Annotated in this window: 27 protein-coding genes; 14 read left to right on the top strand and 13 right to left on the bottom strand. The window is 55.8% G+C overall.

The window, feature by feature from the left end; genetic code table 11:
- Nucleotides 1-795 precede the first annotated feature (795 nt).
- Nucleotides 796-1506 (top strand): ATP-binding cassette domain-containing protein, encoded by a 711-nt coding sequence (locus tag EDF78_RS04780; protein ID WP_095921249.1) that lies wholly within the window; start codon nt 796-798, stop codon nt 1504-1506.
- 4 nt (nt 1507-1510) lie between these two features.
- Here the strand turns inward: EDF78_RS04780 and bioD are convergent, their stop codons facing one another.
- The 4 genes from bioD to bioB all read right to left on the bottom strand — a co-directional run bounded on the left by bioD (nt 1511) and on the right by bioB (nt 5271).
- Nucleotides 1511-2191, bottom strand: coding sequence for a dethiobiotin synthase (gene bioD, locus EDF78_RS04785; RefSeq protein WP_133822670.1), 681 nt, complete (start codon nt 2189-2191; stop codon nt 1511-1513).
- A gap of 112 nt (nt 2192-2303) precedes the next feature.
- Nucleotides 2304-3095 carry a malonyl-ACP O-methyltransferase BioC gene (gene bioC, locus EDF78_RS04790; RefSeq protein WP_095921247.1) on the bottom strand — a complete coding sequence of 264 codons (792 nt, stop codon included), beginning with the start codon at nt 3093-3095 and terminating at the stop codon, nt 2304-2306.
- The gene (gene bioF, locus EDF78_RS04795; RefSeq protein ID WP_133822671.1) at nt 3079-4230 is read right to left on the bottom strand and encodes an 8-amino-7-oxononanoate synthase; all 1152 of its coding nucleotides are present in this window, start codon (nt 4228-4230) and stop codon (nt 3079-3081) included. The genes bioC and bioF overlap by 17 nt, the downstream gene beginning before the upstream one ends.
- A 3-nt stretch (nt 4231-4233) precedes the next feature.
- Nucleotides 4234-5271, bottom strand: a complete 1038-nt coding sequence (gene bioB, locus EDF78_RS04800) for a biotin synthase BioB (RefSeq protein ID WP_013576387.1) — start codon at nt 5269-5271, stop codon at nt 4234-4236.
- Nucleotides 5272-5400: 129 nt separating this feature from the next.
- Here bioB and bioA point away from each other — a divergent pair, with 129 nt between their 5' ends.
- A complete protein-coding gene (gene bioA / locus EDF78_RS04805) occupies nt 5401-6678 on the top strand; it encodes an adenosylmethionine--8-amino-7-oxononanoate transaminase (protein ID WP_133822672.1) in 1278 nt (425 codons plus the stop codon).
- Here bioA and EDF78_RS04810 read toward each other — a convergent pair whose 3' ends face one another.
- Nucleotides 6679-7641: a LysR substrate-binding domain-containing protein gene (locus tag EDF78_RS04810; RefSeq protein WP_095921244.1), complete on the bottom strand. Its 963-nt coding sequence runs from the start codon at nt 7639-7641 to the stop codon at nt 6679-6681. It lies immediately after the preceding gene.
- Nucleotides 7642-7785: 144 nt separating this feature from the next.
- Between EDF78_RS04810 and EDF78_RS04815 the strand changes: the two genes are divergently transcribed.
- Nucleotides 7786-8940, top strand: a complete 1155-nt coding sequence (locus EDF78_RS04815) for a methionine aminotransferase (RefSeq protein WP_095921243.1) — start codon at nt 7786-7788, stop codon at nt 8938-8940.
- A 39-nt stretch (nt 8941-8979) separates the two neighbouring features.
- On the top strand, nt 8980-9759 hold the full coding sequence (locus EDF78_RS04820) for an ABC transporter substrate-binding protein (protein ID WP_119826569.1): 780 nt from the start codon (nt 8980-8982) through the stop codon (nt 9757-9759).
- A 100-nt stretch (nt 9760-9859) separates the two neighbouring features.
- Here EDF78_RS04820 and aphA read toward each other — a convergent pair whose 3' ends face one another.
- Complete coding sequence (aphA, locus tag EDF78_RS04825; protein ID WP_133822673.1) at nt 9860-10573, bottom strand: acid phosphatase AphA; 714 nt, start codon at nt 10571-10573, stop codon at nt 9860-9862.
- A gap of 271 nt (nt 10574-10844) precedes the next feature.
- Between aphA and EDF78_RS04830 the strand changes: the two genes are divergently transcribed.
- The 4 genes from EDF78_RS04830 (at nt 10845) to EDF78_RS04845 (ending at nt 14541) form a co-directional block, all read left to right on the top strand.
- Nucleotides 10845-11882: an NADP-dependent oxidoreductase gene (locus tag EDF78_RS04830; protein ID WP_095921241.1), complete on the top strand. Its 1038-nt coding sequence runs from the start codon at nt 10845-10847 to the stop codon at nt 11880-11882.
- 39 nt (nt 11883-11921) lie between these two features.
- Nucleotides 11922-12617 carry a type 1 glutamine amidotransferase domain-containing protein gene (locus tag EDF78_RS04835; RefSeq protein WP_119826571.1) on the top strand — a complete coding sequence of 232 codons (696 nt, stop codon included), beginning with the start codon at nt 11922-11924 and terminating at the stop codon, nt 12615-12617.
- Between the two features lie 37 nt (nt 12618-12654).
- Nucleotides 12655-13137 (top strand): kinase inhibitor, encoded by a 483-nt coding sequence (locus EDF78_RS04840; RefSeq protein WP_095921239.1) that lies wholly within the window; start codon nt 12655-12657, stop codon nt 13135-13137.
- Nucleotides 13138-13260: 123 nt separating this feature from the next.
- Nucleotides 13261-14541 (top strand): putative acyl-CoA thioester hydrolase, encoded by a 1281-nt coding sequence (locus EDF78_RS04845; protein ID WP_119826573.1) that lies wholly within the window; start codon nt 13261-13263, stop codon nt 14539-14541.
- Nucleotides 14542-14609: 68 nt separating this feature from the next.
- On the opposite strand, the gene EDF78_RS04850 is transcribed toward EDF78_RS04845, so the two are convergent.
- Together EDF78_RS04850 and pgl are read right to left on the bottom strand one after the other, a co-directional pair.
- Nucleotides 14610-16121 carry a methyl-accepting chemotaxis protein gene (locus EDF78_RS04850; RefSeq protein WP_133822674.1) on the bottom strand — a complete coding sequence of 504 codons (1512 nt, stop codon included), beginning with the start codon at nt 16119-16121 and terminating at the stop codon, nt 14610-14612.
- A 254-nt stretch (nt 16122-16375) separates the two neighbouring features.
- Nucleotides 16376-17374 carry a 6-phosphogluconolactonase gene (gene pgl / locus EDF78_RS04855; RefSeq protein WP_131692618.1) on the bottom strand — a complete coding sequence of 333 codons (999 nt, stop codon included), beginning with the start codon at nt 17372-17374 and terminating at the stop codon, nt 16376-16378.
- Nucleotides 17375-17555: 181 nt separating this feature from the next.
- Between pgl and EDF78_RS04860 the strand changes: the two genes are divergently transcribed.
- Nucleotides 17556-18377: a pyridoxal phosphatase gene (locus EDF78_RS04860; RefSeq protein ID WP_095921235.1), complete on the top strand. Its 822-nt coding sequence runs from the start codon at nt 17556-17558 to the stop codon at nt 18375-18377.
- A gap of 59 nt (nt 18378-18436) precedes the next feature.
- Here the strand turns inward: EDF78_RS04860 and EDF78_RS04865 are convergent, their stop codons facing one another.
- Complete coding sequence (locus EDF78_RS04865; protein ID WP_095921234.1) at nt 18437-18721, bottom strand: helix-turn-helix transcriptional regulator; 285 nt, start codon at nt 18719-18721, stop codon at nt 18437-18439.
- 137 nt (nt 18722-18858) lie between these two features.
- Between EDF78_RS04865 and EDF78_RS04870 the strand changes: the two genes are divergently transcribed.
- Nucleotides 18859-19122 (top strand): helix-turn-helix transcriptional regulator, encoded by a 264-nt coding sequence (locus EDF78_RS04870; protein ID WP_095921233.1) that lies wholly within the window; start codon nt 18859-18861, stop codon nt 19120-19122.
- On the opposite strand, the gene modC is transcribed toward EDF78_RS04870, so the two are convergent.
- The 4 genes from modC to EDF78_RS04890 form a co-directional block, all read right to left on the bottom strand.
- On the bottom strand, nt 19119-20180 hold the full coding sequence (modC, locus tag EDF78_RS04875; protein ID WP_133822675.1) for a molybdenum ABC transporter ATP-binding protein ModC: 1062 nt from the start codon (nt 20178-20180) through the stop codon (nt 19119-19121). The two genes, EDF78_RS04870 and modC, sit on opposite strands and share 4 nt — an antisense overlap.
- A gap of 1 nt (nt 20181) precedes the next feature.
- Entirely contained in the window at nt 20182-20871 is a 690-nt protein-coding gene (modB, locus tag EDF78_RS04880) for a molybdate ABC transporter permease subunit (RefSeq protein WP_095921231.1), read from the bottom strand.
- Between the two features lie 178 nt (nt 20872-21049).
- Nucleotides 21050-21823, bottom strand: a complete 774-nt coding sequence (gene modA / locus EDF78_RS04885; protein WP_119826584.1) for a molybdate ABC transporter substrate-binding protein — start codon at nt 21821-21823, stop codon at nt 21050-21052.
- Nucleotides 21824-22012: 189 nt separating this feature from the next.
- Nucleotides 22013-22168: an AcrZ family multidrug efflux pump-associated protein gene (locus EDF78_RS04890; protein ID WP_015698087.1), complete on the bottom strand. Its 156-nt coding sequence runs from the start codon at nt 22166-22168 to the stop codon at nt 22013-22015.
- A 189-nt stretch (nt 22169-22357) separates the two neighbouring features.
- Here EDF78_RS04890 and modE point away from each other — a divergent pair, with 189 nt between their 5' ends.
- The 4 genes from modE (at nt 22358) to galE (ending at nt 26193) form a co-directional block, all read left to right on the top strand.
- Nucleotides 22358-23140 carry a molybdenum-dependent transcriptional regulator gene (modE, locus tag EDF78_RS04895; protein WP_133822676.1) on the top strand — a complete coding sequence of 261 codons (783 nt, stop codon included), beginning with the start codon at nt 22358-22360 and terminating at the stop codon, nt 23138-23140.
- Between the two features lie 123 nt (nt 23141-23263).
- On the top strand, nt 23264-24733 hold the full coding sequence (gene modF, locus EDF78_RS04900; RefSeq protein ID WP_133822677.1) for a molybdate ABC transporter ATP-binding protein ModF: 1470 nt from the start codon (nt 23264-23266) through the stop codon (nt 24731-24733).
- A 57-nt stretch (nt 24734-24790) separates the two neighbouring features.
- The gene (locus EDF78_RS25555; RefSeq protein ID WP_166654441.1) at nt 24791-24928 is read left to right on the top strand and encodes a hypothetical protein; all 138 of its coding nucleotides are present in this window, start codon (nt 24791-24793) and stop codon (nt 24926-24928) included.
- Between the two features lie 248 nt (nt 24929-25176).
- Nucleotides 25177-26193, top strand: coding sequence for a UDP-glucose 4-epimerase GalE (gene galE, locus EDF78_RS04905; RefSeq protein WP_133822678.1), 1017 nt, complete (start codon nt 25177-25179; stop codon nt 26191-26193).
- Nucleotides 26194-26202: the final 9 nt, after the last annotated feature.

A 26202-nucleotide genomic window follows, 5' to 3' on the forward strand; every position in this document is an offset into this window, starting at 1 on the left:
TTTTTAGTGTGAATAAGAATACGCATTCTCACCATCAGCGCCCATTTTTGCCCGGATTTTTCCTTTCACTCACTTTCTGACCACAGCTTGACGAAGTTTGACACAACGATGACGAACGAATTACCCCTGTATTGCTTTTAACTAACTCATTGATTAAAAACAACATCATCAAAAAGCTGCGAATACGGGCAAACTGAGCGCAACCCGCATGCTGACTCGTCTGTAGCAACTTTTCTTACTCTCATGCACAAGGTTATCCACAGGAATAGTGGATAAGTCTCAGCACGCCCCGCGCTGCGGGAGTTGGTAAAAAAGCGCATTTTGCTTCTTCCGGGGCTGAGAGGGCTTTTTTAGTTATTTTTTATCTTTTTTATCTCCTTATTTATGCCTATTTTGCCTAGATTTCCGGGCTGATGTTTCTTGCAAAACCCAAAAGTGCATCTCAGCAGGATTTTTCAGCTTCCTGAATGCCCAAACCTTGCACCAAAATCAGCGAGTCCGGCACTGCCGAAGTGCAGTTTTGTTTTTACCTGGATTTCCGTGAATCACAAAATCCTGACAATACTCATGAATAATCCTAAATCATCCCTGCGCCGCCTGTTAACAGCTCTGTAACCTCGTTTTTTATCACCGTCTGGTAAAACTTGGCCTGAGAGTTGCAAATTCACTCTTTGAAGAGATTTGGTGAAGGATTCCCCTGTAGATCGCGCGTACAGCGGAACATAAATGTCAGAAACATGACAGTGGCCGTCAAAATGTTGTCCGGTGAAAAGCTCCATGAGGGAGGTATGCCTGATGTTAAGTGTAAAATCCGTTAATCAGTACTATGGGCAAAAACATATTCTGTGGGATATCAATCTCGAACTGTATCGCGGTCAGTGTACGTGCCTGATCGGCCGTAACGGCGTGGGAAAAACCACGCTGGTTAACTGCATCATGGGGCATCTGCCGGTGAAAAGCGGCGCGATCTCCTGGCAGTCACGGGATGAAGAGCCGCAAAGCCTGCTGAACCTGCCGGTGGAAAGTCGTGCGCAAATTGGCATTGGCTATGTGCCACAGGGGCGGCAGATTTTTTCGCAGATGAGTGTGGATGAAAACCTGCAAATCGCCATGATGGCCAGCCGGAATAAAACCCGTCGCGTGCCGGAAGAGGTGTATGACCTGTTTCCGACATTAAAGGAGATGGGGGCGCGTAAAGCGGGGGAACTGGATGAAAGCCAGCAGCAGCAACTGGCGATCAGCCGGGCGCTGGTTCAGGAGCCGGAACTGCTGATTCTGGATGAACCGACCGAGCACACCAGCGCGTCGATGGCGGCGAACATGGGCAATATCATTCACCGCCTGAACCGGGATCTCGGCCTGACCTTATTGCTGGTGGGTCATAAATTGCCGTTTATCCGCAGCGTCGCCGACCGGTTTTGTCTGGTCGATGGCGGACGCAACATCGCGCAGGGCACGCTGGCACAGCTCGACGACACGTTAGTCAAAAATTATCTGACCGTCTGACGTCTCACGCGGTGAGACGTTCGAGATCCAGATACTGACCGAGATTAACGTCCGTTCCGGCGTTCAGGTACGGGATCTCGCCCAGCAGCGGCGCGGGCAGCATGCGCGTGAGCGTCGCCATGTATGCCTGATGATGCTTCCCCGTTTCCTGCACGTCGTTGGCGATCCAGCCTGCTAACGTCAGCCCGCTATTTGCGATGGCCTGCGCCGTCAGCACCGCGTGGTTGATACAACCGAGGCGCATCCCGACCACCAGCACCACCGGTAACTGCTCGGCGATAACCCAGTCGGCAAAGGTGTAATCTGCCGTCAGCGGCGTATACCAGCCCCCGGCGCCTTCCACCACCACCCAGTCCGCCAGCGGTTCCAGATGGCGTAATCCGGCGGATAACACCTGCGGGTCGATGGGCCGTTTTTCCAGTTCGCTGACGATATGCGGCGAGGTGGGTTCGATAAAGGTGCACGGGTTCACTTCGTCATAACGCAGTCCCACCGTGCTGTAGGCCTGCAAGGCCAGCGCATCGCTGTTGCGCGGCCCTTCGCCGGTCATTTCACTGCCGGAAGCCACCGGTTTATAGCCTGCTGTTTTGTGTCCGGCACGGGCGGCGGCCTGCAAAAATGCGGTAGTCGCCACAGTTTTCCCGACTTCGGTATCGGTGCCGGTAATAAAGTATTTTTGTTTCATGAAAAGCCTGGTGTTGGTTGGCTCCCTCCCCGCATTGAAATCGGTTTTTGCTCCTCCCCCTGCGAAGGGGGAGGGAGCAGACCGCGCCGGTTTCAAACCGGGGAGGAGTAATTTATCTTGGGATCAGTTCTTCGACCTGCAAAATGCCGTAGACCAGCCGGTAGTTGAGCGGCAGGATGCCGTCGCGGCGGACGTAGTGTTTTTCCAGCAATTGCAGACGCTCCCTGCCCCCCAGACCGCCGAGGCGGCCATTTTTAATGTGCGTCGCGCCGATGCCTTTCAGGGAGCGCATCAGGGACATCACATCGGGGAATTCAGCGACGTGATCGCTGAACGTCACTTCATGGCGATACGGCGCGCAGGCTTCGGCGATTTTGTCCGGCGTCAGGAACTGATTCACATGACGACGGCCATCGACTTTCATCCATGCAGCCGCCAGTTCATTAAGCGAACCCTCGGCCAGCGTGGAAAACAGCACCAGCCCGCCGTTGCGGGTGACGCGGTGCATCTCTTCCAGCGCGCGCGGCAGTGCGTTGCACCACTGCACGGCCAGATTGCTGAAACAAATGTCGACAGAATTGTCGGCGAACGGCAAACGTTCGATGTCGCCCGGCACGTACTCATCAGCGGAATCCAGCTCGCGGGCACGGTTTAACATGCCTTCCGAGAGATCTAAGGCGATGACATTTTTGCCCTGCGCCCGCCAGTGACGGCTAAAATACCCGGTGCCGCAACCCGCATCGACCACGATTTTGCCCGCGTCTTGCAGATACGGCGCGGCCAGTGCCAGCAATTCCTCACCCACGTCACGCTGCAATTGTGCGGCGTTTTCATAACTGATGGCGGCGCGACTGAACGCGTCGGCCACCGCTTGTTTGTTCACTAATTCAGTGACTGCACCCATCAAGGGACTCCAGCAAAAAATCGATATCTTCCGGCTCATGCGCCGCCGTCAGGGTAATACGCAGCCGCGCACTGCCCGGAGGCACCGTCGGTGGACGGATGGCGCTGACCCATAATCCGCGTCCGCGCAAGGCGGAGGCCAGATCCAGCGCAGGCTGATTTTCACCGACAATCAGCGGCTGGATCGCCGTTTGCGAACCGGTCAGCGGATAAGGCAAACCGGCGGCACCCGCGCGAAAACGGGCAATATTGGCCGCCAGTTTATCACGCAAGCCGTCATCCTGCCGGATTCGTGCCAGCGCAGCCTGCAAGGCACACACCTGCGCGGCGGGCATCGCCGTGCTGTAAATCAGGTGGCGGGCGAACTGCAACAGGTAACCGGCGGTCGCATCATCACACAACACCGCCGCGCCGCTGCAACCGAAAGCTTTACCGAATGTGACCACCAGCAGCTCCGGCCGGATGCCCTGTTGCCAGCAACTGCCGCGCCCTTCTTCACCGGTGACGCCCACACCGTGCGCGTCATCCACCATCAGCCAGCCGCCGTGGGCTGCCGTCAGTTTATGCAGGTCAGCCAGCGGCGCGGTATCGCCATCCATACTGAACACGCCTTCGGTGACCACCAGCGTTTCGCCGCTGACCGGTTTTTCCAGCAGACGTTGCAGGGAATCCGGCTGATTGTGGTGAAAACGCCGCAGTTGCGAAGGCGCATGGGCTGCAGCTTCCAGTAAAGAGGCATGGCTGAGTTTGTCCGCCAGCACGCGGTCTTGCGCCTGCATCAGCGCCGCGAGAATGGCCTGATTGGCGGCAAAACCGGAGATAAACAGCAAAGCTCGCGGATAGCCCTGCCAGTCCGCCAGTTGCTGTTCAAACTGCGCATGTGCTTCGCTGTAGCCGGTGACATGCCCGGAGCCGCCGCTGCCGACGCCGTATTTTTCTGCGCCCTGCTGCCACGCGGCGATCACATCGCGGTCCTGACTCAGACCGAGATAATCGTTACCGGAAAAGTTCAGATAACGCCGGTCGTCCTGCGTCAGAAACCGCGCGCTGCCGCCACGGTTTGGCTGACGCACACGAAAGGCCGCCGCCTGTTTACGCGCCGCGACCGCGTCGTTAATCCGCGTTTGCCAGCTCATCCGTTATACGGCGGCGTTGTAGAACTGGTCGGTATCGGCGTGAACCAGCTGTTCGGCCAGCGCCGCCTGCTGCTGGTTATCGCCCATTTCGGTTTCAAATGACTGCGGGTTCAGCCCCAGTTTGCCGAACAGAATTAAGTCTTTGTCTTCCGCCGGGTTCGGCGTGGTCAGCAGTTTGCAGCCGTAGAAAATCGAGTTGGCACCGGCCATAAAGCACATCGCCTGCGTCTGTTCGCTCATCTGTTCGCGACCCGCGGAAAGGCGCACGTAAGATTGCGGCATCATGATGCGCGCCACGGCAATGGTACGGATAAAATCGAACGGATCGACATCGTCGTTATCGGCCAGCGGCGTGCCTTTGACTTTCACCAGCATGTTGATCGGCACACTTTCCGGCGGAACCGGCAGGTTCGCCAGCTGCATCAGCAAACCGGCGCGGTCTTTGACGGTTTCACCCAACCCGACAATGCCGCCGGAACAGACTTTAATGCCCGCGCCGCGCACTTCCGCCAGCGTATCCAGACGTTCCTGATAGCTGCGGGTGGTGATGATGCTGCCGTAAAATTCCGGCGAGGTGTCGAGGTTATGGTTGTAGAAATCCAGCCCGGCGTGCGCCAGACGCTGCGCCTGGGTGGTGTTCAGCGTGCCGAGCGTCATGCAGGTTTCCATGCCCATTTCCTTCACGCCCTGCACCATCTGCTCCAGATACGGCATGTCACGGTCGTGCGGGTTTTTCCACGCCGCCCCCATACAGAAACGGGTCGAACCGGCGGCTTTCGCCTGACGGGCGGATTCCAGCACCTGCTCAACCTGCATCAGACGTTCTGATTCCAGCCCGGTTTTGTAGCGGGAACTCTGCGGGCAATATTTACAGTCTTCCGGACAGGCACCGGTTTTGATCGACAGCAGGGTGCTGACCTGAACCTGACGCGGGTCGAAATGCTGACGGTGAATTTGTTGTGCTTCGAACATCAGCTCTAAAAAAGGCTTATCGAACAGGGCCTGAGTTTTTTCCAGCGTCCAGTGGGTGCGGGCAGTCATTGCGACTCCTTTAAAAAGTGTTCAGTTATATTTTTTTCATAATCCGTAAACCATTTTTAATTTGTTTTGGTTTACCGTCAACGTTAAAATTATTTTTTGGTTTACAACTTTGCCCCCGCAGGACTTTCTATGACACCCGCCGACATTGAATTCGATCAGCGCCACATCTGGCATCCGTACACTTCCATGACCAAACCGCTGCCCGCGTATCCGGTGGAGTCGGCCTCCGGCGTGATGCTGCAACTGGCTGACGGACGCCAGCTGGTTGACGGCATGTCGTCGTGGTGGGCGGCGATCCACGGTTACAATCACCCGCAACTGAATCAGGCGGCAGTCGAACAAATCGGCAAAATGTCCCATGTGATGTTTGGCGGGATCACCCATCCTTCCGCCATTGCGCTGTCACGCCGTCTGGTTGACATGACACCCGCCGGTCTGGAATGCGTGTTTCTGGCGGATTCCGGCTCGGTGGCGGTGGAAGTGGCGCTGAAAATGGCAATGCAATACTGGCAGGCGCGCGGCGAAAAGCGCCAGACGCTGCTGACCCTGCGCCACGGCTATCACGGCGACACCTTTGGCGCGATGTCGGTTTGCGACCCGCAAAACTCGATGCACAGTTTGTATCAGGGATATCTGCCGGAGCATCTGTTTGCGGACGCGCCGCAGAGCCGTTTCGACGGTGAATGGAATGAGGCGGATATCGCGCCGTTTGCGCGCCTGCTCGACGAGAATCACCACAAAATCGCGGCCGTGATTTTAGAGCCGGTGGTACAGGGCGCGGGCGGGATGCGGATTTATCACCCGCTGTATCTTAAAGGCGTGCGCAGGTTATGCGACGAATACGGCGTGCTGCTGATTGCCGATGAAATCGCCACCGGTTTTGGCCGCACCGGCAAGCTGTTTGCCTGCGATCACGCCGGGATTTCGCCGGATATTTTGTGTCTCGGCAAGGCGCTGACCGGCGGCTATATGACCCTTTCCGCCACGCTGACCACGCGCCATGTCGCGGAAGTGATCAGCAACAGCGAAGCCGGATGTTTCATGCATGGCCCGACGTTTATGGGCAATCCGCTGGCCTGTGCGGTCGCCAATGCCAGCCTGCGTTTACTGGCGGAAAACCGCTGGCAGGCGCAGGTGTTCAGTATTGAGCATCAACTGAAAGCGCAGTTACAGCCACTGGCGGAGCGCCCTGCGGTGGCGGATGTGCGCGTGCTGGGCGCAATCGGCGTGGTGGAGATGCGCCAGCCGGTAGACATGGCGCAGTTGCAGAAACATTTTGTTGCGCAGGGCGTGTGGATCCGCCCGTTCGGCAAACTGATTTACCTGATGCCGCCGTACATCATTTCCCCGCAGGAACTGGCGAAACTGACCGGCGCGATTGCCAGCGCACTGGCGGCACTTTACTGATCAGTTGGCACTGACTAACCGGTGCGACGTGGATAACAGCGCGCTCAGTTTTTCCCGGCTGAGCCGCGCTTCCTCATTAAGAAAATCAATCGCCACTTTCAGCGCAGGCGTCGGATTTTCCGGATATAACAGCGTGTAAGATGCGCCACTCGCCACGCATAACGGGAACGGCGCAATCACCCTGCCCGCCTGCAAATCGTCTTCAATTAACGTCAGATCGCCAATCGCCACACCGTAACCCTGTAAGGCCGAATTGATCGCCAGATCCAGCGTATCGAAATGCTGAGATTTTGCCGACGGCAATCCCTGCACCCCTTCTTCCCGCAGCCACAGCAACCAGTCGCGACGGTCGCGTGTCGGATGCAGTAAGGTTTTATCGGCCAGATCGGCCACTTCCGTTTTTCCCTTACGGCGCGGCAGGAAATCCGGCGTGCAGACCGGCGTCAGCACTTCATCAAACAGATGATGCGCGCGGCGCTGCGATTCCGGCGGACGGCCAAACACCACGGCGGCATCAAAATGTTCGTTGCTGAAATCCACCCCGTGCGCGATGGACGCCGTCAGTTCAATCTGCATATCCGGCCGGTCGTTTTGCAGCTGGATCACACGCGGCAGCAGCCAGCGCATCGAACACGTCGGGCATTTAATGCGCAGGGTATCCGGATGCGAACCGACCCGTTTCAGGGCTTCGCCCATCAGCGCCAGCGCCTGTTCCACCGGCGGCAGTAACTGCGCACCGCGCGGGGTCAGCGTCAGCCCGCGAGCCTGACGTAAAAACAACGGATAACCGAGCGACACTTCCAGCCCGGTGATCTGCCGGCTGACCGCGCCCTGCGTGATGTGCAGCAGGGTGGCGGCATGCGTCAGATTCAGGGTCTGCGCCACCACCGCAAAGGTTTTCAGCACATTGAGCGAGGGCAGATTCAGCGCATTCAGGTACGACAGTTCAGGGGAAAGGGTCACAGTTACCTCAGAAAAATGATTACTCAGCCATGATCGGAGATCATAGTGAGTATGACAAATTTTCTATTGTCGGCACAGGGGAACTGTTGCTTAATCATTCAACAGCTAAATAATCAGCGCCTTGTCTCCGGAGCCACACACACCATGAAAAGCGCCCTGTCACCGCAGTCAAAATTACCTGATGTCGGCACCAATATTTTCACCGTCATCGGCCAGCTCAGCGCCGAGCACAACGCCCTGAATTTATCTCAGGGGGCACCGAATTTCTCATGTCAGCCTGCCCTGATCGACAGCGTGGCCAAAGCCATGCGCGACGGTCATAACCAGTACGCGCCAATGAGCGGTGTGACCGCCTTGCGTCATGCCCTTACTGCCAAAGTCGAAGCACTTTATGGCTGCAAATATGACGCTGACAGCGAAGTGACGGTGATTGCCAGCGCCAGCGAAGGGCTGTATTCCGCCATCAGCGCCCTGGTGCATCCGGGCGATGAAGTGATTTATTTCGAGCCGTCATTTGACAGTTATTCGCCGATTGTCCGTTTACAGGGTGCGACGCCGGTTGCCATCAGCCTGTCGATGGATGATTTCAGCATCGACTGGGATCAGGTAGCCAGCGCCATCAACAGCCGCACGCGGATGATCATCATTAACAGCCCGCATAATCCGACCGGTGCGATTTTCACGGATTTCGATATCGAGCGCCTGACCGCGCTGACCAAAGACACCGATATCGTGATCCTGTCCGATGAAGTGTACGAACATGTGGTGTTCGACGGTGAGCGCCACGAGAGCATGGCCTGCCATCCGCAACTGGCTGAGCGCAGCGTGATTGTCTCCTCTTTCGGCAAAACCTATCACGTCACCGGCTGGCGGGTGGGCTACTGTCTGGCACCGGCGGAACTGATGGAAGAAATCCGCAAAGTGCATCAGTTCATGGTGTTCTCCGCCGATACGCCGATGCAGGTCGCGTTCACCGAAGCGTTAGCCGATCCGCAAAGCTATCTCGGTCTGGCGGATTTTTATCAGCAGAAGCGCGATCTGCTGGCCGAAGCCCTCAGCGAATCCCGCTTTGAATTACTGCCGAGCCGTGGCAGTTTCTTTATGCTGGCGCGTTTTAGTCATTTCAGCCCGCTCTCCGACGACGACTTTGTGCTGAACCTGATCCGTGAACATCAGGTCGCGAGCATTCCGCTGTCGGCGTTTTACAGCAATAACAAACCTACCGGGCTTATCCGCCTGAGTTTCGCCAAAGATAACGACACGCTGTACGAAGGCGCGCGCCGCCTGTGTCGCGTCTGAGCCTTTTATCTGCCTGAATAACGCTGGGAATTGTGAATAATGAAAAAATTGAAAATCGCATTGCTGTTAGGTTGTGCCGCCGCGTCTTTCTCCGCGCTGGCTGACGGTTCCACGCTGAAATTTGGTCTGGAAGCACAATATCCGCCGTTCGAATCGAAAAGCGCGACCGGCGAATTGCAGGGTTTTGATATCGATCTGGGCAACGCCGTGTGCGCCGCCGCCAGCGTGAAATGCGACTGGTACGACACCTCGTTTGACGGCCTGATTGCGGCCCTGCAGGCGCGTAAATTTGATGCGATTAACTCGGCGATGAACGTCACGGAGAAACGTCGTCAGGCGATTGATTTCACCAACGTGATTTACCGTGTCCCGACCAAACTGATTGCCAGGAAAGATTCCGGCCTGCTGCCGACCACTGAGTCGCTGAAAGGCAAGCATATCGGCGTGTTGCAGGGTTCGATTCAGGAAAGCTACGCGCAGGCACACTGGGCACCAAAAGGCGTGGATATCGTCTCTTATCAGGATCAGAACCAGGTGTATCTGGACCTGTCATCCGGTCGCCTTGATGGCACCTTAGTGCTGGCCCCGGCCGGTCAGAGCGGTTTCCTGTCACGTCCCGACGGTAAAGACTATGGCTTCGTCGGCGACGCCGTGCGCGATGACAAAATCCTCGGCAGCGGCATCGCGTTTGGTCTGCGTAAAGGCGATACCCAGCTGAAAGAGAAGCTGGACGCGGCGATCGCGAAAGTGCAAAAAGAAGGCGTGGTCAAATCGCTGTCGAAGAAATACTTCGGTGATATTGATGTGAGCGTGAAGTAAAGAAGCTTGTGGCTGCCCGGCTTTGCTCCTCCCCCTGATTCGCGATTAATACCCCCCCCCCCAACCCTCCCCTCGCAGGGGAGGGAGCAGAACGGTGTGCTCAATACTCAGAATTCACAATCACTTCTTCGCCAAACACACCGGCCTGCGGCAATGGTTTATAGCTGGAGTTTGAGGCGCGCAGAACGCGAATCCCCCTCGCGCTGACGGCCTGAGCGGCAGTGATGTCGTTATCCGAATCGCCGTAAAACATTTTAATCTGCTTATCTTTCAGCCACTGGACTTTAGTGTTTTGCCCGGCTTTGTCACCGGCAAAAATCACCGGATTCACTTTGTCCTGCGGGATCTGGAAATCGTTCTGCAAGGTTTTAGTCACGGTCTCAGTTTTGGTTTCACTGCGTCCCGTCACGAAGTAAACGCTGTCGCCACGCTTAAGGTGCATAGCAATCAGGCTCTTCGCCACCTCTTTTGGCATGCTGAAATTATCCCAGCCGTTGTTCATTTTCTCCCAAAACTGCGGGTTCTTCAGATAATCCTGTTTCCCCGGAGAAAACTCCACCTGACCGCGGTAAAAGCCCGGCGAGGAGAACAGCACCGTGTCATCAATATCAAAACCTACCGCCATCGGCGGGCGGCCATTGAGGCTGTTTTCAATCTGAGCGACCGACACCCAGTGAACCGGAGCTTGCTGCGCGAGTTGCGCGACATTCACACCGGGATAAAGCGGTGCAGGCGTGGCGTCTTTAGCCATAGCAGACTGATTCAGGCTAAGCAGCAGGAAGATGGCACTCAGTGCCAGAGGAGTTTTACGCATCAGGATCCCTTTTTTATGCTTATTTATCTTGCAGGTAAAGTGGAGCAACTGGTCAAAAATCTTAACGACCATACCTGCGCAACTTCCAGATTTAAAGGAATTTTCCGGTGGATATCATAGGAAAAGATGATGGTCACATTTCCATGTAAAACCGTCTGAATTATTCAAACATGGCATAAACCGCTTCGTTCCAAAACTGTTTAGCGTCCTATACTTATTTCCAAATACATTGGCTTTTATCTTTCTTATAAGAAAACGAAAAGGAATGACCATGCCTCAGTTACAGTCTGAAAACCGCCGCATCGTGCTGGCGTCACGTCCGCACGGTAAACCTGTCGATGAAAATTTCCGTCTGGAAAAATCCCCGTTGCCGCAAGCGAAAGACGGCCAGTTGTTGCTGCGCACCGTCTGGCTCTCACTCGACCCGTACATGCGTGGCCGCATGAGCGACGCGCCTTCTTACGCCGCGCCGGTGCAAATCGGGGAAGTGATGACCGGCGGTGCGGTGTCCCGCGTAGTGGAATCGAAAAGCCCGGATTTCAAAACCGGTGATCTAGTGGTCGGCAGCACCGGCTGGCAGGATTATGCCGTGGCCGATGCCAATACCGTGAAAAAACTGGAAGGTGCCGCGCTGAAACAGCCTTCCCTGGCGCTCGGTGTATTGGGCATGCCGGGCTTCACCGCGTTTATGGGGCTGCTGGATATCGGCGAGCCGAAAGCAGGGGAAACGCTGGTCGTTGCCGCAGCGACCGGACCGGTGGGTTCGCTGGTCGGGCAGATTGGGAAAATCAAAGGCTGCCGCGTGGTGGGCATCGCGGGCGGCGAAGAGAAATGCCGCTATGCGGTTGAGCATTTCGGCTTTGATGAGTGTCTCGATCACCGTGCGCCGGATCTGGATACACGCCTGAAAGCGGCCTGCCCGGACGGCATTGATGTCTATTTCGAAAACGTCGGCGGCGCGGTATTCGACGCGGTGCTGCCGCTGCTCAATACCAAAGCGCGTATTCCGCTTTGCGGGCTGGTGTCGCAATACAACGCGACCGGCCTGAAAGAGGGACAAGATCGTCTGTCGCTGCTGACCGGCACCATCCTGAAAAAACGGATGCGTATGCAGGGCTTTATTATTTTTGATGATTACGGCCACCGCTACCCTGAATTTGCAAAACAGATGAGCGAATGGTTTGAAGCCGGGAAAGTGAAATTCCGCGAAGATGTCGTGGAAGGATTAGAGAACGCACCGCAGGCGTTCTTTGGTCTGCTTGAGGGTAAAAACTTTGGCAAACTGGTCGTTCGTGTCGGTCAGGACTGATCTGTTTCACGTCAGCTGACGGCGTCCACAGGAGGTAACATGAAATTACTGATTGTATTGACATCACACGATAAGCTTGGCGAAACCGGCAAGAAAACCGGTTTCTGGCTGGAAGAATTCACCGCGCCCTACTACGAATTTCTCGATGCAGGCGCTGAACTGACACTGGCCTCGCCGAAAGGCGGACAGCCGCCGCTCGATCCGAAAAGCGATGAGCCGGACGCGCAGACCGAAACCACGGAGCGTTTCCGCAAGGATACAGACGCACAGCACGCCCTGGCCTCGACGGTCAAACTCAGTGAAGTCAGCGCGGAGGATTTCGATGCGATTTTCTATCCGGGCGGTCACGGGCCGTTGTGGGATCTGGCCGAAGACCCGCATTCCGTTGCGCTGATCCAGGCTTTCTGGGCAGCGGGCAAGCCGGTTTCTGCGGTATGTCACGCACCGGGCGTGCTGCGCGGGGTTCTGGTGGAAGACGGCACGCCGCTGGTGAAAGACAAGCGCGTGACAGGCTTCAGTAACAGCGAAGAAGACGCGGTCGGGCTGACGGATATCGTGCCTTTCCTGGTCGAAGACGAGCTGAAAAAACATGGCGGCGATTACAGTAAAGCAGCGGACTGGCGGCCTTATGCGGTCACCGACGGCAAGCTGATCACCGGCCAGAATCCGGCCTCTTCCAGAGCCGTCGCGCAGGCGTTGCTGAAAATGCTGGGCGGCGGCGAGATCGGCAAGTAATCTGACCGTTAACATTTCACCATCTGAAGAGGGTTTTATGGCTTTTACACTGACCAGTAATGATTTGCGCGACGGCGAAAAAATGCCGGAAACGCAGGTTTTTAACGGCATGGGCTACAACGGTGACAACCTGTCGCCGCATCTGGCCTGGTCCGGTGCGCCTGAAGGCACCAAAAGTTTTGTGATAACGGTGTACGATCCGGATGCACCGACCGGCTCCGGCTGGTGGCACTGGGGTGTGGCCAATATTCCGGCTGACGTCACCGAACTGCCGCAAGGCGCAGGCTCCGGCAAAGGCGGTTTACCCGCTGGCGCGGTTCAGACCCGTACCGACTTTGGTAAAGCCGGTTATGGCGGCGCAGCGCCTCCGCAAGGCGAACACCATCACTATCACTTCACCGTCTACGCCATCGATACTGAAACGCTGGAAGTCGATGAGAACGCCAGCGGCGCGTATCTCGGCTTCAACGTTCACTTCCATACTCTCGGCAAAGCATCACTGACAGTGATATACAGCTGATTCCTGTGGTATAAAAGACGCAGAAAAGGTGGTCAGTTTTTACTGGCCACCGTTTTTTTATTGCGGCTCTGGCCGCGACATTGAAAAAAAAGAATAACCTTCTTCATCAAGGAGTCAGTCCAAGTGAAAATTTCCACCCTGTCGCGCGCGTGCGCTATCTTGTCGGCCAGCCTGATCCTGGCGGCATGTAGCAGCAGCCATGAAGGCTTATCCAGCCAGGTTGCGCCGGGCACCGCGTCACTGCCCGTGTTATCAGCGGACGAAGCGGCCAATTTTACAACGAAAAATTATCTGGCCTTTGGCGGCCCTTCTTTGCAGGTTCAGCAGCAGGGCTGGTTCCCTAAACTGGCAAGCACTGACGGCGTGAAAACCAACTTCGTGGTCGGCCCGCAGTTAGGCACCGACGGCGCAGAATATTCCAGCGTTCAGATGGCGGTAAACGCCGCGCTGGCGGTACGTAACCACGGCGAGCGTATCTTCATTAAAATCCTGCCGGGTACCTACAACGGCGCAGTTTACATTCCGGCTGGCGCACCGCCAGTGACCTTATTCGGTGCAGGCAACAGCTCTGCGGATGTGACCCTCGCACAGGGTCTGGAAGCCTCAGTAGCGCCAGCAACTTACCGTTCTACTGTCAGCCCTAACGGTCAGTTCCTGCCGGGCGATCGCGCATTCTATATGTTCCAGAATTGCGCTACTCAGACCACCGACACCATCGGTACCGGTTGCAGCGCGACTGTCTGGTCACAAAGCAACGGTCTTCAGGTGCAGAACCTGACCATCGGCAACTCCCTGCTCGATACCGTGGATGCGGGCGATCACTCCGCCGTGGCATTGCGTACCGACGGCGACAATGTGATTCTGGATAACGTGCGCCTGATTGGCCGCCAGAACACCCTGATGGTTAACACCGCCAATATCCACAACCAGATCAACAACAGCCGTTACAGCCGTGCTTACGTGCATAACAGCCTGATCGTGGGTGATGTGGATTACGTGATTGGCCGTGCAAGCGCGGTATTCGACCATGTGGAATTCCACACCGTCAGCAGCCGTGGCGTGAAACAGGCATCCATCTTTGCACCGAACACCCCGGCTATCGCGCCTTATGGTTTCCTGGTGATCGACAGTAACCTGACCGGTGACCGTGGCTTCGAGCAGGCAGCGAAAGCGAAAATGGGCCGTGCGTGGGATGCCAGTGATGCCAACAGCCAGCTGGTGATCCGCGACAGCAGCTTCGACAACAGCTATGACCAGATGAACCCGTGGGGCGCTTCCGTCTTCTCCGGCCAGCCGTTTGTCGGCAATGTGCCGAAAGATGATAAACAACAGCGCAACGTGAATGACACCAGCTTCAACCGCCTGTGGCAGTACAACAACGTGCTGACTCAGCCTGCGAAGTAATTCAGTCTGATGTTGTGAAAAAACCGCCGGGGTTGCCTCCGGCGGTTTTTTTTCATCACAAGGAAATGTTATCGCGCTTCGTTACCGAGGCGGAACACCGACACGGTACGTTCCAGATTGACCGCCTGTTCATCGAGCGACGCCGCCGCGATGGCAGACTGCTGAACCAGCGCCGAGTTTTGCTGCGTCACGGTATCCATTTCCGCCACCGCCAGCGCAATCTGGCTGATGCCACGACTTTGCTCGTCCGACGCTGAGGCAATCTCATGAATAATTTGTGTCACATGACGGACCGAGCCGACAATCTCTTCCATAGTGTCACCGGCTTTCCCGACCAGCACCGAACCGTTGTTGACGTTAATCACCGATTTGTCGATCAGCCCTTCGATCTCTTTCGCTGCCTGCCCGCTGCGCTGCGCAAGATTGCGCACTTCGCTGGCGACCACCGCAAAACCACGCCCCTGCTCGCCTGCACGTGCCGCTTCCACCGCCGCGTTCAGCGCCAGAATATTGGTCTGAAAAGCGATGCTGTTGATCACCGTGGTGATTTCTGAAATCTGCTTCGAGCTGACGGTGATTTCTTTCATCACGCCCACCACATCGGCCACCAGTTTACCGCCACGCGCCGCCGTATCCGCCGCATCCGAGGCCAGCTGACTGGCCTGACTGGCATTGTCGGCGTTCTGTTTCACCGTCGAGGTCAGCTGCTCCATACTCGCCGCCGTTTGCCCGAGCGCCGCCGCCTGCTCTTCAGTACGGGCCGACAGATCGATGTTGCCCGCCGCAATCTCACCCGAGGCGCGCGTCACCTGCGTCACGCCCTGACGGATATCGCCGATGATGCCGTGCAGGTTCTGGTTCATGGTTTCGATCGCCCGGCTCAGTTGCCCCACTTCGTCAAAACTGTGACTGGCTGAATGCGTGGAAAGATCCCCGGCGGCGATGCGTTCTGCGGTTTGCAGCGTACGGCGCAACGGCAGCGTCAGCTGACGGGTCATCCGCCACGAAATCAGCACACCGGCAATCACGGTCGCCACGATGATCACCAGCATTTCCTGAATGGTGCGTGTCACTTCGTTGTGCAGGTTATTCATCTCGTGATCGAGCAGTGTGTTCGACGCTGAGGTCAGCGCCAGCCCGGCGGCAGCCAGTTTTGCGGTAATGTCCTTGGCATCGCTGCCCGCCGGAGGATTCAGCGTTTGCTGCCAGTTTTCACGGTAATGACGGATATTTTCCGGCATGGCATCCACCAGCGGCTGATCCCGCGGATCCCATGAATAGGCTGCCACCTCGGTCTGCCGGGTTTCCAGCTTATCCAGTGCCTGTCGGTTTTCTTCAACAAATTTGGGGTCTTTGCTGGCCATGTATGACAGCCGGGTGAATTTCGCATCGCTCAGTAAATCGTTGACGGTTTTGAGCAAGGTGGCTTTTTCTGCGCGTTGGTTGATGCTGGTCAGATGGGTGATACCGGACACAGCGACAAAGGATCCCAGCAGCAACACCAGCGCAAATCCTGCGCCGAGTTTGTTAGCGATTGTGGCATGGCGAACCCGGCCAGCGATCCCTGAAAGTACATTCATTTTCTTCTCCCTGATAAACAAAAGGACTGACTCTGAAGTGGCAACGCCACCGAAGAATGAGTGAATAACGGGAGAGTTATCGACCAGTGATGTTCAACATTTAGAGGGACGTTAAAATATTTCTTATCAATAGCACGTCCGGCACAGGCAATAAAAAAGCCCCTTATTACAGGGGCTTGATCATTATTTCACAGCGGTATTATTGGTCAGTTAAAAATAAAACATTAACTAAACTCATCAGTAACCCTGTGTGATTAATGAATTTCCAGAATGCTTACCCACATCGGACCTTTACCCACGGCGTACGTTTTCAGGGTGGTCAGCTGACCGTTTTGCGGATCAATCTTCGCCACTTCGATGGCATCGGATTTCTGACCGGCAGTGATCACATACTGGCCGGTATGATCGATATTGAAACCGCGTGGCTGCGTCTGGGTGGCATGATGGCCGACCAGCTCCAGCTCGCTGCCGTCTGCTGAAACGCTCAGCACGGAAATCAGGCTGGCGGTACGATCGGAGGCATACAGGAATTTGCCGTCCGGCGTGATGTGTAAATCCGCCGCCCAGCAGGTGCCGGTGAAATCCGCAGGCATAATGCCGAGGGTCTGCACCTGACGGTATTCGCCGCTTGTCACGTCTTTCTGGTACACGTCCACGCTGCTGTTCAGCTCATTTACACAGTAGGCAAAATGATGATTCGGGTGGAATGCCATATGGCGCGGACCGGCACCGGCGACGGTTTTCAGCTCCGGCGCGTCATGCGGCGTCGCTTCGCCGTTCACACTGAAGTCGAACTGACGGATGCGGTCTTCTTTCAGTGCCGGGATCATCAGCACCTGATTCGTCGGGTCAATATTGGCAGAGTGCGGCGCCTGGATGTTTTCCAGTACCTGAGTCGGCGCCAGCGCGAGACCTTTTTCATCCAGCGGATGAATGCTGACGTTGTTAAAACTGTAGGACGCGGAGAACACAAAACGCCCCTGAAGATCGATACCCAGATGAGTCGGGCTGCCCGGCAGCGGAGCCATCGCAGCTTCTTCCAGCTGACCTTCGTGGTCGATGCGGTAAGTCAGCACGCCGAATTCCGGACGCACGCCGACATACAAACGGTGGCCATCAGGATGAATCACCATCGGCTGAACCTGTCCCGGAACCTCAACGGTTTGCAGCAGGCTCAGTTCACCATTATCTGCCAGACGAAAAGCATGGATTTGCTGGCTCTCAGGGCTGGCAACATAGACGATTTGCTTCATCACATCTCCTTATTAAATCTCAATGGACAGTTATGTTTTGTAAAAGCGTAGCTCAGGTTAGCACGATAACCCAGCTCACCGGCGGCACCTTTAGTGCCGGATACGCGGTTTAATTAGCAGGCTAAAAAAGGTAACATGGCGATAATTTCCCCGATCCACCTACACTTACGATGGACTGCTCATGACTTATCGCATTATTGCGCTCGATCTCGACGGGACGCTGCTTGACCGCCAGAAACGTATCCTTCCAGAATCCCTCGCCGCACTGGCCGATGCCCGCGCGCAGGGTATCAAAGTGGTCGTCGTGACCGGACGCCATCATGTGGCGATCCATCCGTTTTATCAGGCATTGCAACTCGATACACCTGCTATCTGCTGTAACGGGACGTATTTGTATGATTATCAGGCGCGTAAGGTCTTAACCTCCGATCCGCTGGATCCGGTTAAGGCGAAGAAAGTCGTGGATTTGCTGGAGTATCACGGTATTCACGGTCTGCTGTATGTGGATGACGCGATGCTGTTTCAGCAGCCAAGCGGTCATGTGAGCCGTTCTATCGCCTGGGGACAAACCCTGCCGGAACATCAGCGTCCGACGATTACTCAGGTTAACAGCCTGCGGGACGCTGCAGACGCCGCGCAGTCCATTTGGAAATTTGCCACCTCGCATCAGGATCTTGACGCGCTGCATACCTTTGCGGCACAGGTGGAAAACGAGCTGGGTCTGGCCTGCGAATGGTCATGGCACGATCAGGTGGATGTCGCGAAAGGCGGCAACAGCAAAGGCCGTCGTTTGCAGGAATGGGTTGAATCTCAGGGCATGAGCATGCAGGACGTGGTGGCGTTTGGTGATAACTATAACGACCTGAGCATGTTAGAAAATGTCGGTCTGGGCGTGGCGATGGGCAATGCCGCCGATGCGATCAAAGAACGCGCCGCGCTGGTCATCGGCGACCACGAAACGCCGGGGATTGCCGACGTGATCCGCAGCAAAGTCCTCAGCTAACCCCCCTCTTTATCCGCCTTCCCCTGTTAAACGGGGAAGGCGACACGTCTTTGTGGATATCACTCCGTTTTCACTGCGGCTTTTTTTCTCGGCGCAATGATATTCCGGCGTATTAACCTGCACTCTTCGTCAAAATACCGGCTCGGCCAGATCACCCACGGATGAACGCCCAGGGCGCGGGCGATCAGCATTTCCCCTTTCGGCCACGGACGTGCCAGCGCATTGGCCAGTGTCGAGGATCCTAAACCCGCTCTGCGTGAAACTTCTGCCAGCGTGGTTCTTTTTTTGCGCAGCCCGGCGATGATATCCGCCTGATGCCAGTCTTTTAATGTTCCCTTTTCCATCACTCTTCCTTTGTTGTGCCTGCAGCCAACAGAAAGCTCGACTACACTTTCCGATAACGATGTCCAGTAACTCTAAACAACAATTATGTTAAGTGATGCTAAACATAACGTCAATACAGTTTCTATGGTTATTGATGATGATCCCACACCGACTTAAATCAGCCCGCAAGAAAGCCAAACTGACGCAGGAAAAATTAGGGGTTTTAGCGGGAATTGATGAGAGCACTGCGCGTTCGCGGGTGTCGCAATATGAAAGCGGCACATACAGCCCGAACTTTGACACCATGTGTCATTTCGCCCGCGTACTGAATGTGCCGGAATGCTATTTTTATATCATTGACGATGCGTTTGCCGAAGACGTTGTGGTGCTTTACGAGGCTTTTAAAGCCGCGAAGAGCTAACGATTTACCGAGACACTTTTGATCTGCGCATACAGCCACTGGCCTGCGCGGATCATCAGCTCATCCCGCGCCCACGGCGTGATACGCGCCCAGATAATGTGATCCGCCATCGCCAGTTTCACTTCCACCTGATTGCCGATATCCAGACATTCCAGCACCTTAGCGGGCAGGATATTACGGATACTGCTGTTGTTGGCCGTCGGTTGCAACACCAGTGAAACGTCCGTGGAGTTCACACGAATACGCAGTGGTGTGCCGGGTTCTTCCTCTACTTTGCTTATCCACAACCGCTGATCCCCCACCGCCAGCGCCGTCATCTCATAGCGCGGATGATGTTCGAGCACGCTGACGTTGAGCACACTGCTTTGCTCTTCTTTCGGCAGCCAAGGACGCATGACATTGCTCGCCCAGACCTCTTCCAGCGGGCCCATCGCCAGCACTTTGCCAGCATCCAGAACCAGCACCTTTTCCGCCAGCCGCAAAATCTCATCCAGACTGTGCGTGACATACAAAATGGGGATGCTGACTTCCTGCGCCAGCCGCTCCAGATACGGCATCAGCTCGCGTTTACGCGGGATATCCAGCGCGGCCAGGGGTTCATCCATCAGCAGGATTTCCGGCGCGGTCAGCAGCGCACGGCCAATCGCCACACGCTGTTTTTCGCCGCCGGACAGGGTGAGCGGAAAGCGATCCAGCAGCGCGCCGATCCCCAGCAAACGCACAATGCTGTCGAACTGACCGCGCATCGACGGCGCCATGCCGTATTGCAGATTGCCCTTCACCCGGTAATGCGGAAACAGGCGCGCATCCTGAAAAACATAGCCGACACGACGTTTTTCAGGCGGCAGGAAAATGCCGTTTTGCACATCCGATAAAATGCGGCCATTGAGCGTGATATGGCCGGTGTCCGGCATGGTCAGCCCGCCGATGGCATTGATCAGCGAGGTTTTGCCCGCACCGGAAAGACCAAAAATGGCGGTGATCCCCTGCGCCGGTAAGGTCTGCGTGACCTGTAATTCCAGGCTGCCCAGCGTCTGGCTGAAATCGAGTTCAAGCATGTCAGCCTCCCAGCCGGATACGGCTGCGTTTTGCCAGCCAGTCAGAAACCAGTAACGCCGCCAGTGACAGCAGGATCGCCAGCACGCAAAGCCGCGCGGCGGCTCCTTCCGCGCCCGGCGTTTCAATCAGGGTGTACATCGCCAGCGGAATGGTGCGGGTTTCGCCCGGAATATTCGACACAAAGGTAATGGTCGCGCCAAACTCACCGAGCGAACGGGCAAACGCCAGCACCACGCCGACAATCACTCCCGGCACGGAAAGCGGCAACGTGATGGTGAAAAACACCCGCCACGGCGATGCGCCCAGCGTACGCGCCGCGAGTTCCAGTTTCGGGTCGACGGCCTCGAGCGACTGGCGGATAGCCCGGACCATCAGCGGAAACGCCACCACCGCCGAGGCCAGCACGGCACCGTGCCAGCTAAAACTGAAACTGAAGCCAAACCAGTCGTAGAGCCGCTCGCCGATAAACCCGCGACGCCCCATCACCACCAGCAGCAAATAGCCAATCACCACCGGCGGTAACACCAGCGGCAGATGGATAATGCTGTCGAGCAGGGATTTGCCGGGAAAGCGGCAGCGGACCAGGATCCACGCCATCAGAATACCAAGCGGCAGACTGCAAACAACGGCCAGGCTCGATACTTTCAGACTGAGAAGTACCGCCTGCCACTCATATTCACTCAACATCATGTCGGTTTCTTAATCCTGAATTTATGTGTCGCAGAGATAAAATATCGGCAAAAATTTCGAAGGCTTTAGTTCCCGTCGCAGTATAGAGAATCACAGAGGGGGAAAGAAACACAGAGATGGCGCAGCTCAGGTCCGGGTAACCCGCAAGACCTGAGCTGTTTTCAGCAAAAGCGATGAATTAACCGCGTGGCGTGAAACCGTATTTTTTGAAGATTTCCGCCGCAGCAGGGGTTTTCAGGTACTCATAGAAACCGCTGACTATGGCGTTTTGATGGCCTTTGACAATCGCCATCGGGTATTCCACCGGCTTGTGGCTGGACGCCGGGAAGATACCGACCACTTTCACTTTTTTGCTGGCGACCGCGTCAGAACCGTACACAATCCCGACCGGCGCTTCTTCACGCTCAACCAGTGCCATGGCGGCACGCACGTCACTGGCGCGCGCCAGTTTAGGTTCCAGCGTGGTCCAGGCACCGAGTTTTTGCAGCGCTTCTTTGGCATAAATCCCGGCCGGAACGTGGTCAGGGTCGCCCACCGCCAGACGGCTGTCGCCAATCAGTTGGGTCCACTCGGTTTTCTCTGAGATATCCACTTTGTCGATTTTGCTGCCAGCCGCAGAAATCAGCACCAGCTCGTTGCCCAGCAAGGTGTAGCGGGTGTTATCCACCATCTGCTGTTTGCTGATGGCGTAATCCATCCATTGCTGATCGGCAGAAATAAACATATCTGCCGGTGCGCCCTGCTCAATCTGGCGCGCCAGCGTGGAGGAAGAGGCGAAGGAAGACACGACCTGCACGCCCTTTTCTTTCTGATACTGTGTCGCGATATCCTGCAACGCATTGGTCAGTGACGCCGCTGCAAATACGGTGATTTTGTCTGCCGCCTGCGCCTGTACACCCAGCCCTGCCACCAGAACGGTCGCGGTGAATACTTTGCCCCATTGAACTGTCATCGGTTTCCTTCGCCTTATGAAGAGATGTTACGTTATGTAAGCATTAATATAGCGTGGCAGAAAATGATGTCATCCGTTTTTATGTATCAGGGCGGGAGAATGTGCAGTTTGTTGATCTGAACTAAAAAAAGAAAACCCGGCACAAAGGCCGGGTTCTGTGAATTTGCGTTTTCAGTGGAAACGACTCATTTAGTAATGAGGTTTCTCGCGGGATTCTTTTGAGTGCCCCACGTGGGAGATAAGGTTGAACACTTCGCCCAGTCCCCAGATCAGGCCCAGGATCACCGCGATGAATACCGGTACCATGATGGCAGCGAAAATCAAACTTTCTAATAGTTCTAACATGATAGCCTCACTCGACTGGCTGAATCGCCCGAAGGGCGATGTAGGACTTCCTGTATGAAGTCAAAACGAAAAATCAAACTGTTGCGGATAATAACAGCACGGGACTGTAATTACTTTAGCATTTAGCCAACTTGCCTGCCTGCAGGTTTAGCGGCGACAATAAGGCATGATTCTAATAAGGAAGCTACAATGCAAGCCGAAATTCTGTTAACCCTTAAACTTCAGCAACGTTTGTTTGCCGATCCGCGCCGTATCGAATTGCTGCGGCAGGTGCGCCATACCGGTTCGATCAGTCAGGGCGCAAAGCTCGCCAACATCAGCTATAAAAGCGCCTGGGATGCCATCAATGAAATGAACCAGCTCGCCGATCAGACGCTGGTGGAACGCAGTACCGGGGGCAAAGGCGGCGGCGGCGCGGTACTGACCCCTTACGGCGAACGCCTGATCCAGCTGTATGAGTTACTGGCGCAGATCCAGCAAAAAGCCTTTGATGTGCTGAAAGAAGATTCCCTGCCCCTCGACAGTCTGCTGGCGGCCATTTCCCGCTTCTCCCTGCAAACCAGCGCCCGTAATCAGTTTTTCGGCACCGTGGTGGAACGCGGTCACGGCATTGTGCAGCAGCATATCGATATCCTGCTGGCCGACGGCAAAACGCAAATCCGTGCGGCGATTACTGAGCAAAGCGCCGACCGTCTGGCCCTGACGCCGGGCAAAGAGGTGCTGGTACTGATCAAAGCGCCGTGGATCACCCTCGGCTTTACCGCCGAAAATCCGCATAACGCCTTGCAGGGCAATGTGACCAGCATCCAGCGCGGTGAAAACAGCAGCGAAGTGTTGATCAAGCTGCCGAGCAGCGAAACATTGTGTGCGACCGTGGCGAACAACAACATCGACAAGCTGGCACTGAAAAGCGGTCAGACCGTTTTTGCCCAGTTTGATGATGACAAAGTGATCATCGCCACGTTGTGCTAAAAAAATATTCAGAATCAGGATCTTGCAAAATCAGCGTTTTCATTTTGCAGATTTGTCAATTGACTTGCAGAGGTGCAGCGCATATCCCTTATTTTATAATCATTTCAAAATGAGAGATAAAAAATGTCGTCGTTGCATATTACGCAAGGTGTTTTCCGCCTCAGCGATACCCGAACCCTCACACTTTCTGATCTGAACATTGAACAGGCCGACAGCTGGGCGTTTGTCGGCTCGAATGGCAGCGGGAAATCCGCGCTGGCTCGCGCGCTGGCAGGCGATCTGACGTTACTGAAAGGCCGCCGCGAGAACAGTTTCTCTCATATCGTGCGCCTCTCATTCGAACAGTTGCAGAAGCTGGTCGCCGATGAATGGCAGCGCAACAACACCGATTTGCTGAGCGAAGGCGAAGACGATACCGGCCGCACCACCGCTGAAATCATTCAGGATGACGTGCGGGATCCGGCGCGCTGTGCCGCCCTTGCGGCGCAGTTTGGTATTGAGAAATTGCTCGACCGCCGCTTCAAATATTTATCCACCGGCGAAACCCGCAAAACCTTGCTGTGTCAGGTGCTGATGCAAAAACCTGATTTGCTGGTGCTGGATGAGCCGTTTGACGGGCTGGACGTCAATGCCCGTGCGCAACTGGCGCAACTGCTGGAAACACTCTCCGGCGAAGGCCAGACGATGGTGCTGGTGCTCAACCGCTTCGACGACATTCCTGCGTTTGTGAAGAATGTCGGCGTGCTGGCCGATTGCACGCTGGCGTCGGTCGGCCCGCGGGAACAGGTGATGGCCGACGCACTGGTCGCGCAACTGGCGCACAGCGAAAGCCTGAATGGCATGGCGGTGCCGGAAGCGGAAGATCCCACTGCGCGCGTCAGCCCGCCCTCCGGCAGCCCGCTGATCGTACTGCGTGACGGTGTGGTGCAATATAACGATAAACCGATCCTGCATCATCTCAGCTGGCAGGTTGATCAGGGCCAGCACTGGCAGATCACCGGTCAGAACGGCGCGGGGAAATCCACCCTGCTGAGCCTGATCACCGGCGATCATGCACAGGGTTACAGTAATGATCTGACGCTGTTTGGCCGCCGTCGCGGCAGCGGGGAAACCATCTGGGATATCAAACGCCATATCGGCTACGTCAGCAGCAGCCTGCATCTTGATTACCGCGTCAGCACCAGCGTGCGCAATGTCATCACTTCCGGCTTCTTCGATTCCATCGGCATTTATCAGGCGGTGTCTGATCGCCAGAGGTTGCTGACTTCGCAGTGGCTGACACTGCTCGGTCTGGGCGGCGATGCCGGGGAATCGCCGTTCCACAGCCTGTCCTGGGGGCAACAGCGTCTGGCGCTGATTGCCCGCGCGCTGGTCAAACATCCGGCGCTGTTGATTCTTGATGAACCCTTGCAGGGGCTGGATCCGATCAACCGCCAGCTGGTGCGCCGTTTTGTCGATATCCTGATTGGCGAAGGTGACACGCAGTTGCTGTTCGTCTCACACCACGCAGAAGATGCGCCGCAGTGCATTACCCATCGTCTGAGCTTTATTCCTGACGGGGAAATCTACCGTTATCAGATCGACGCGCTGTAATCCCTTTCCGGCCTTCCGTCTGCGCAAGGCCGGCTTCATTCCTGCGCCATCAGCGCGGTGACCACGCCCTTTCCCCATCATCTTCCCGGTGCAAATGACTCTCTGGTGACCACGCCGGAGAAAAAAGACCGGCCAGATATCGTGACCCTGCGCCGCTGGCTGCTCAGCGATCTGTCGCCCGACACCGGGTTGTAGTCTGAAAAATTACCGAAAATCCGGAACCGTATAACGCATCGCCTTCCGTGTAAGCGATTACACAAGCCGGTCATTCCGGCTTCACCGCCGTTGCCGCTGGCTTTCTGAACCGCGCGTGCCCTCTGTCTGGTCGGGTTGAAAGGTGATAAACTGTTTGTGTAAGCGATTCCATTTTATTGGGGATGGATCACCTTTTTCAGCCTTGCAGCGTGATATCGTTGCATCAAGATAATCATCGGGGAGCTATTATGTACGTCTTAGTCACAGGTGGTAGCGGTTACATCGGCAGTCATACTTGCGTGCAATTGATTGATGCAGGCTATACACCCATCATTCTGGATAATCTTCACAACAGTAAAGTCAGCGTGCTGGAACGCATCAATACCCTGACCGGCAAAACGCCGCTGTTCTATGAAGGCGACATCCGCGACCGTGTGCTTCTCGATAAAATTTTCAGCGAACACCACATTCATTCCGTTATTCATTTCGCAGGCTGGAAAGCGGTCGGCGAATCCGTGGCGAAACCGCTGGCTTATTACGACAACAATGTCACCGGCACGCTGGTGCTGATCGAAGCGATGCGCGCGGCGGGCGTGAAAAACCTGATTTTCAGCTCCTCCGCCACGGTATATGGCGATCAGCCCAAAACCCCTTACGTCGAAGATTTCCCGACCGGCAACCCTTCCAGCCCGTACGGCCGCAGCAAACTGATGGTCGAACAAATTCTGGAAGATGTTCAGCGCGCTGAGCCTGAGTGGAGCATCACCTTACTGCGTTACTTCAACCCGGTCGGTGCCCATCCGTCTGGCCTGATGGGTGAAGACCCGCAGGGCGTGCCGAATAACCTGATGCCGTTTATCGCGCAGGTCGCGGTAGGCCGCCGTGAGTCTCTGGCTATTTTTGGCAATGACTACCCGACGCCGGACGGTACCGGTGTGCGCGACTATATCCATGTGGTTGACCTCGCTGACGGCCATCTGGCCGCGATGAAAACCCTGCACAATAAAGCGGGCGTGCATATCTACAACCTGGGCGCGGGCTTCGGTCACAGCGTGCTGGAAGTGGTGAATGCCTTCAGCAAAGCCTGCGGTAAACCGGTGAATTACAAATTTGCGCCACGCCGCGACGGCGATTTACCGGCGTACTGGGCGGATCCGACCAAAGCGGCGAAAGAGCTGAACTGGAAAGTCACCCGCACGCTGGAAGACATGGCCAATGACACCTGGCTGTGGCAGTCGAAAAACCCGCAAGGCTACCCGGACTAAGGCGCACTA

It is taken from the genome of Rahnella sp. BIGb0236 (assembly GCF_004364755.1).
GTDB lineage: Bacteria > Pseudomonadota > Gammaproteobacteria > Enterobacterales > Enterobacteriaceae > Rahnella > Rahnella victoriana.

Bases quoted from the DNA above. Each gene is read 5' to 3' on its own strand.
- bioC (WP_095921247.1), bottom strand. From the start codon at position 3,095: ATGGGTGCAGTCACTGAATTAGTGAACAAACAAGCGGTGGCCGACGCG.
- EDF78_RS04820 (WP_119826569.1), top strand. From the start codon at position 8,980: ATGAAAAAATTGAAAATCGCATTGCTGTTAGGTTGTGCCGCCGCGTCT.
- modC (WP_133822675.1), bottom strand. From the start codon at position 20,180: ATGCTTGAACTCGATTTCAGCCAGACGCTGGGCAGCCTGGAATTACAG.
- EDF78_RS04865 (WP_095921234.1), bottom strand. From the start codon at position 18,721: ATGGAAAAGGGAACATTAAAAGACTGGCATCAGGCGGATATCATCGCC.
- pgl (WP_131692618.1), bottom strand. From the start codon at position 17,374: ATGAAGCAAATCGTCTATGTTGCCAGCCCTGAGAGCCAGCAAATCCAT.
- galE (WP_133822678.1), top strand. From the start codon at position 25,177: ATGTACGTCTTAGTCACAGGTGGTAGCGGTTACATCGGCAGTCATACT.
- modB (WP_095921231.1), bottom strand. From the start codon at position 20,871: ATGATGTTGAGTGAATATGAGTGGCAGGCGGTACTTCTCAGTCTGAAA.
- bioD (WP_133822670.1), bottom strand. From the start codon at position 2,191: ATGAAACAAAAATACTTTATTACCGGCACCGATACCGAAGTCGGGAAA.
- aphA (WP_133822673.1), bottom strand. From the start codon at position 10,573: ATGCGTAAAACTCCTCTGGCACTGAGTGCCATCTTCCTGCTGCTTAGC.
- bioF (WP_133822671.1), bottom strand. From the start codon at position 4,230: ATGAGCTGGCAAACGCGGATTAACGACGCGGTCGCGGCGCGTAAACAG.
- EDF78_RS04835 (WP_119826571.1), top strand. From the start codon at position 11,922: ATGAAATTACTGATTGTATTGACATCACACGATAAGCTTGGCGAAACC.
- bioA (WP_133822672.1), top strand. From the start codon at position 5,401: ATGACACCCGCCGACATTGAATTCGATCAGCGCCACATCTGGCATCCG.
- EDF78_RS04850 (WP_133822674.1), bottom strand. From the start codon at position 16,121: ATGAATGTACTTTCAGGGATCGCTGGCCGGGTTCGCCATGCCACAATC.
- EDF78_RS04890 (WP_015698087.1), bottom strand. From the start codon at position 22,168: ATGTTAGAACTATTAGAAAGTTTGATTTTCGCTGCCATCATGGTACCG.
- modF (WP_133822677.1), top strand. From the start codon at position 23,264: ATGTCGTCGTTGCATATTACGCAAGGTGTTTTCCGCCTCAGCGATACC.
- EDF78_RS04780 (WP_095921249.1), top strand. From the start codon at position 796: ATGTTAAGTGTAAAATCCGTTAATCAGTACTATGGGCAAAAACATATT.
- bioB (WP_013576387.1), bottom strand. From the start codon at position 5,271: ATGACTGCCCGCACCCACTGGACGCTGGAAAAAACTCAGGCCCTGTTC.
- modE (WP_133822676.1), top strand. From the start codon at position 22,358: ATGCAAGCCGAAATTCTGTTAACCCTTAAACTTCAGCAACGTTTGTTT.
- EDF78_RS04830 (WP_095921241.1), top strand. From the start codon at position 10,845: ATGCCTCAGTTACAGTCTGAAAACCGCCGCATCGTGCTGGCGTCACGT.
- modA (WP_119826584.1), bottom strand. From the start codon at position 21,823: ATGACAGTTCAATGGGGCAAAGTATTCACCGCGACCGTTCTGGTGGCA.
- EDF78_RS04815 (WP_095921243.1), top strand. From the start codon at position 7,786: ATGAAAAGCGCCCTGTCACCGCAGTCAAAATTACCTGATGTCGGCACC.
- EDF78_RS04870 (WP_095921233.1), top strand. From the start codon at position 18,859: ATGATCCCACACCGACTTAAATCAGCCCGCAAGAAAGCCAAACTGACG.
- EDF78_RS04860 (WP_095921235.1), top strand. From the start codon at position 17,556: ATGACTTATCGCATTATTGCGCTCGATCTCGACGGGACGCTGCTTGAC.
- EDF78_RS04840 (WP_095921239.1), top strand. From the start codon at position 12,655: ATGGCTTTTACACTGACCAGTAATGATTTGCGCGACGGCGAAAAAATG.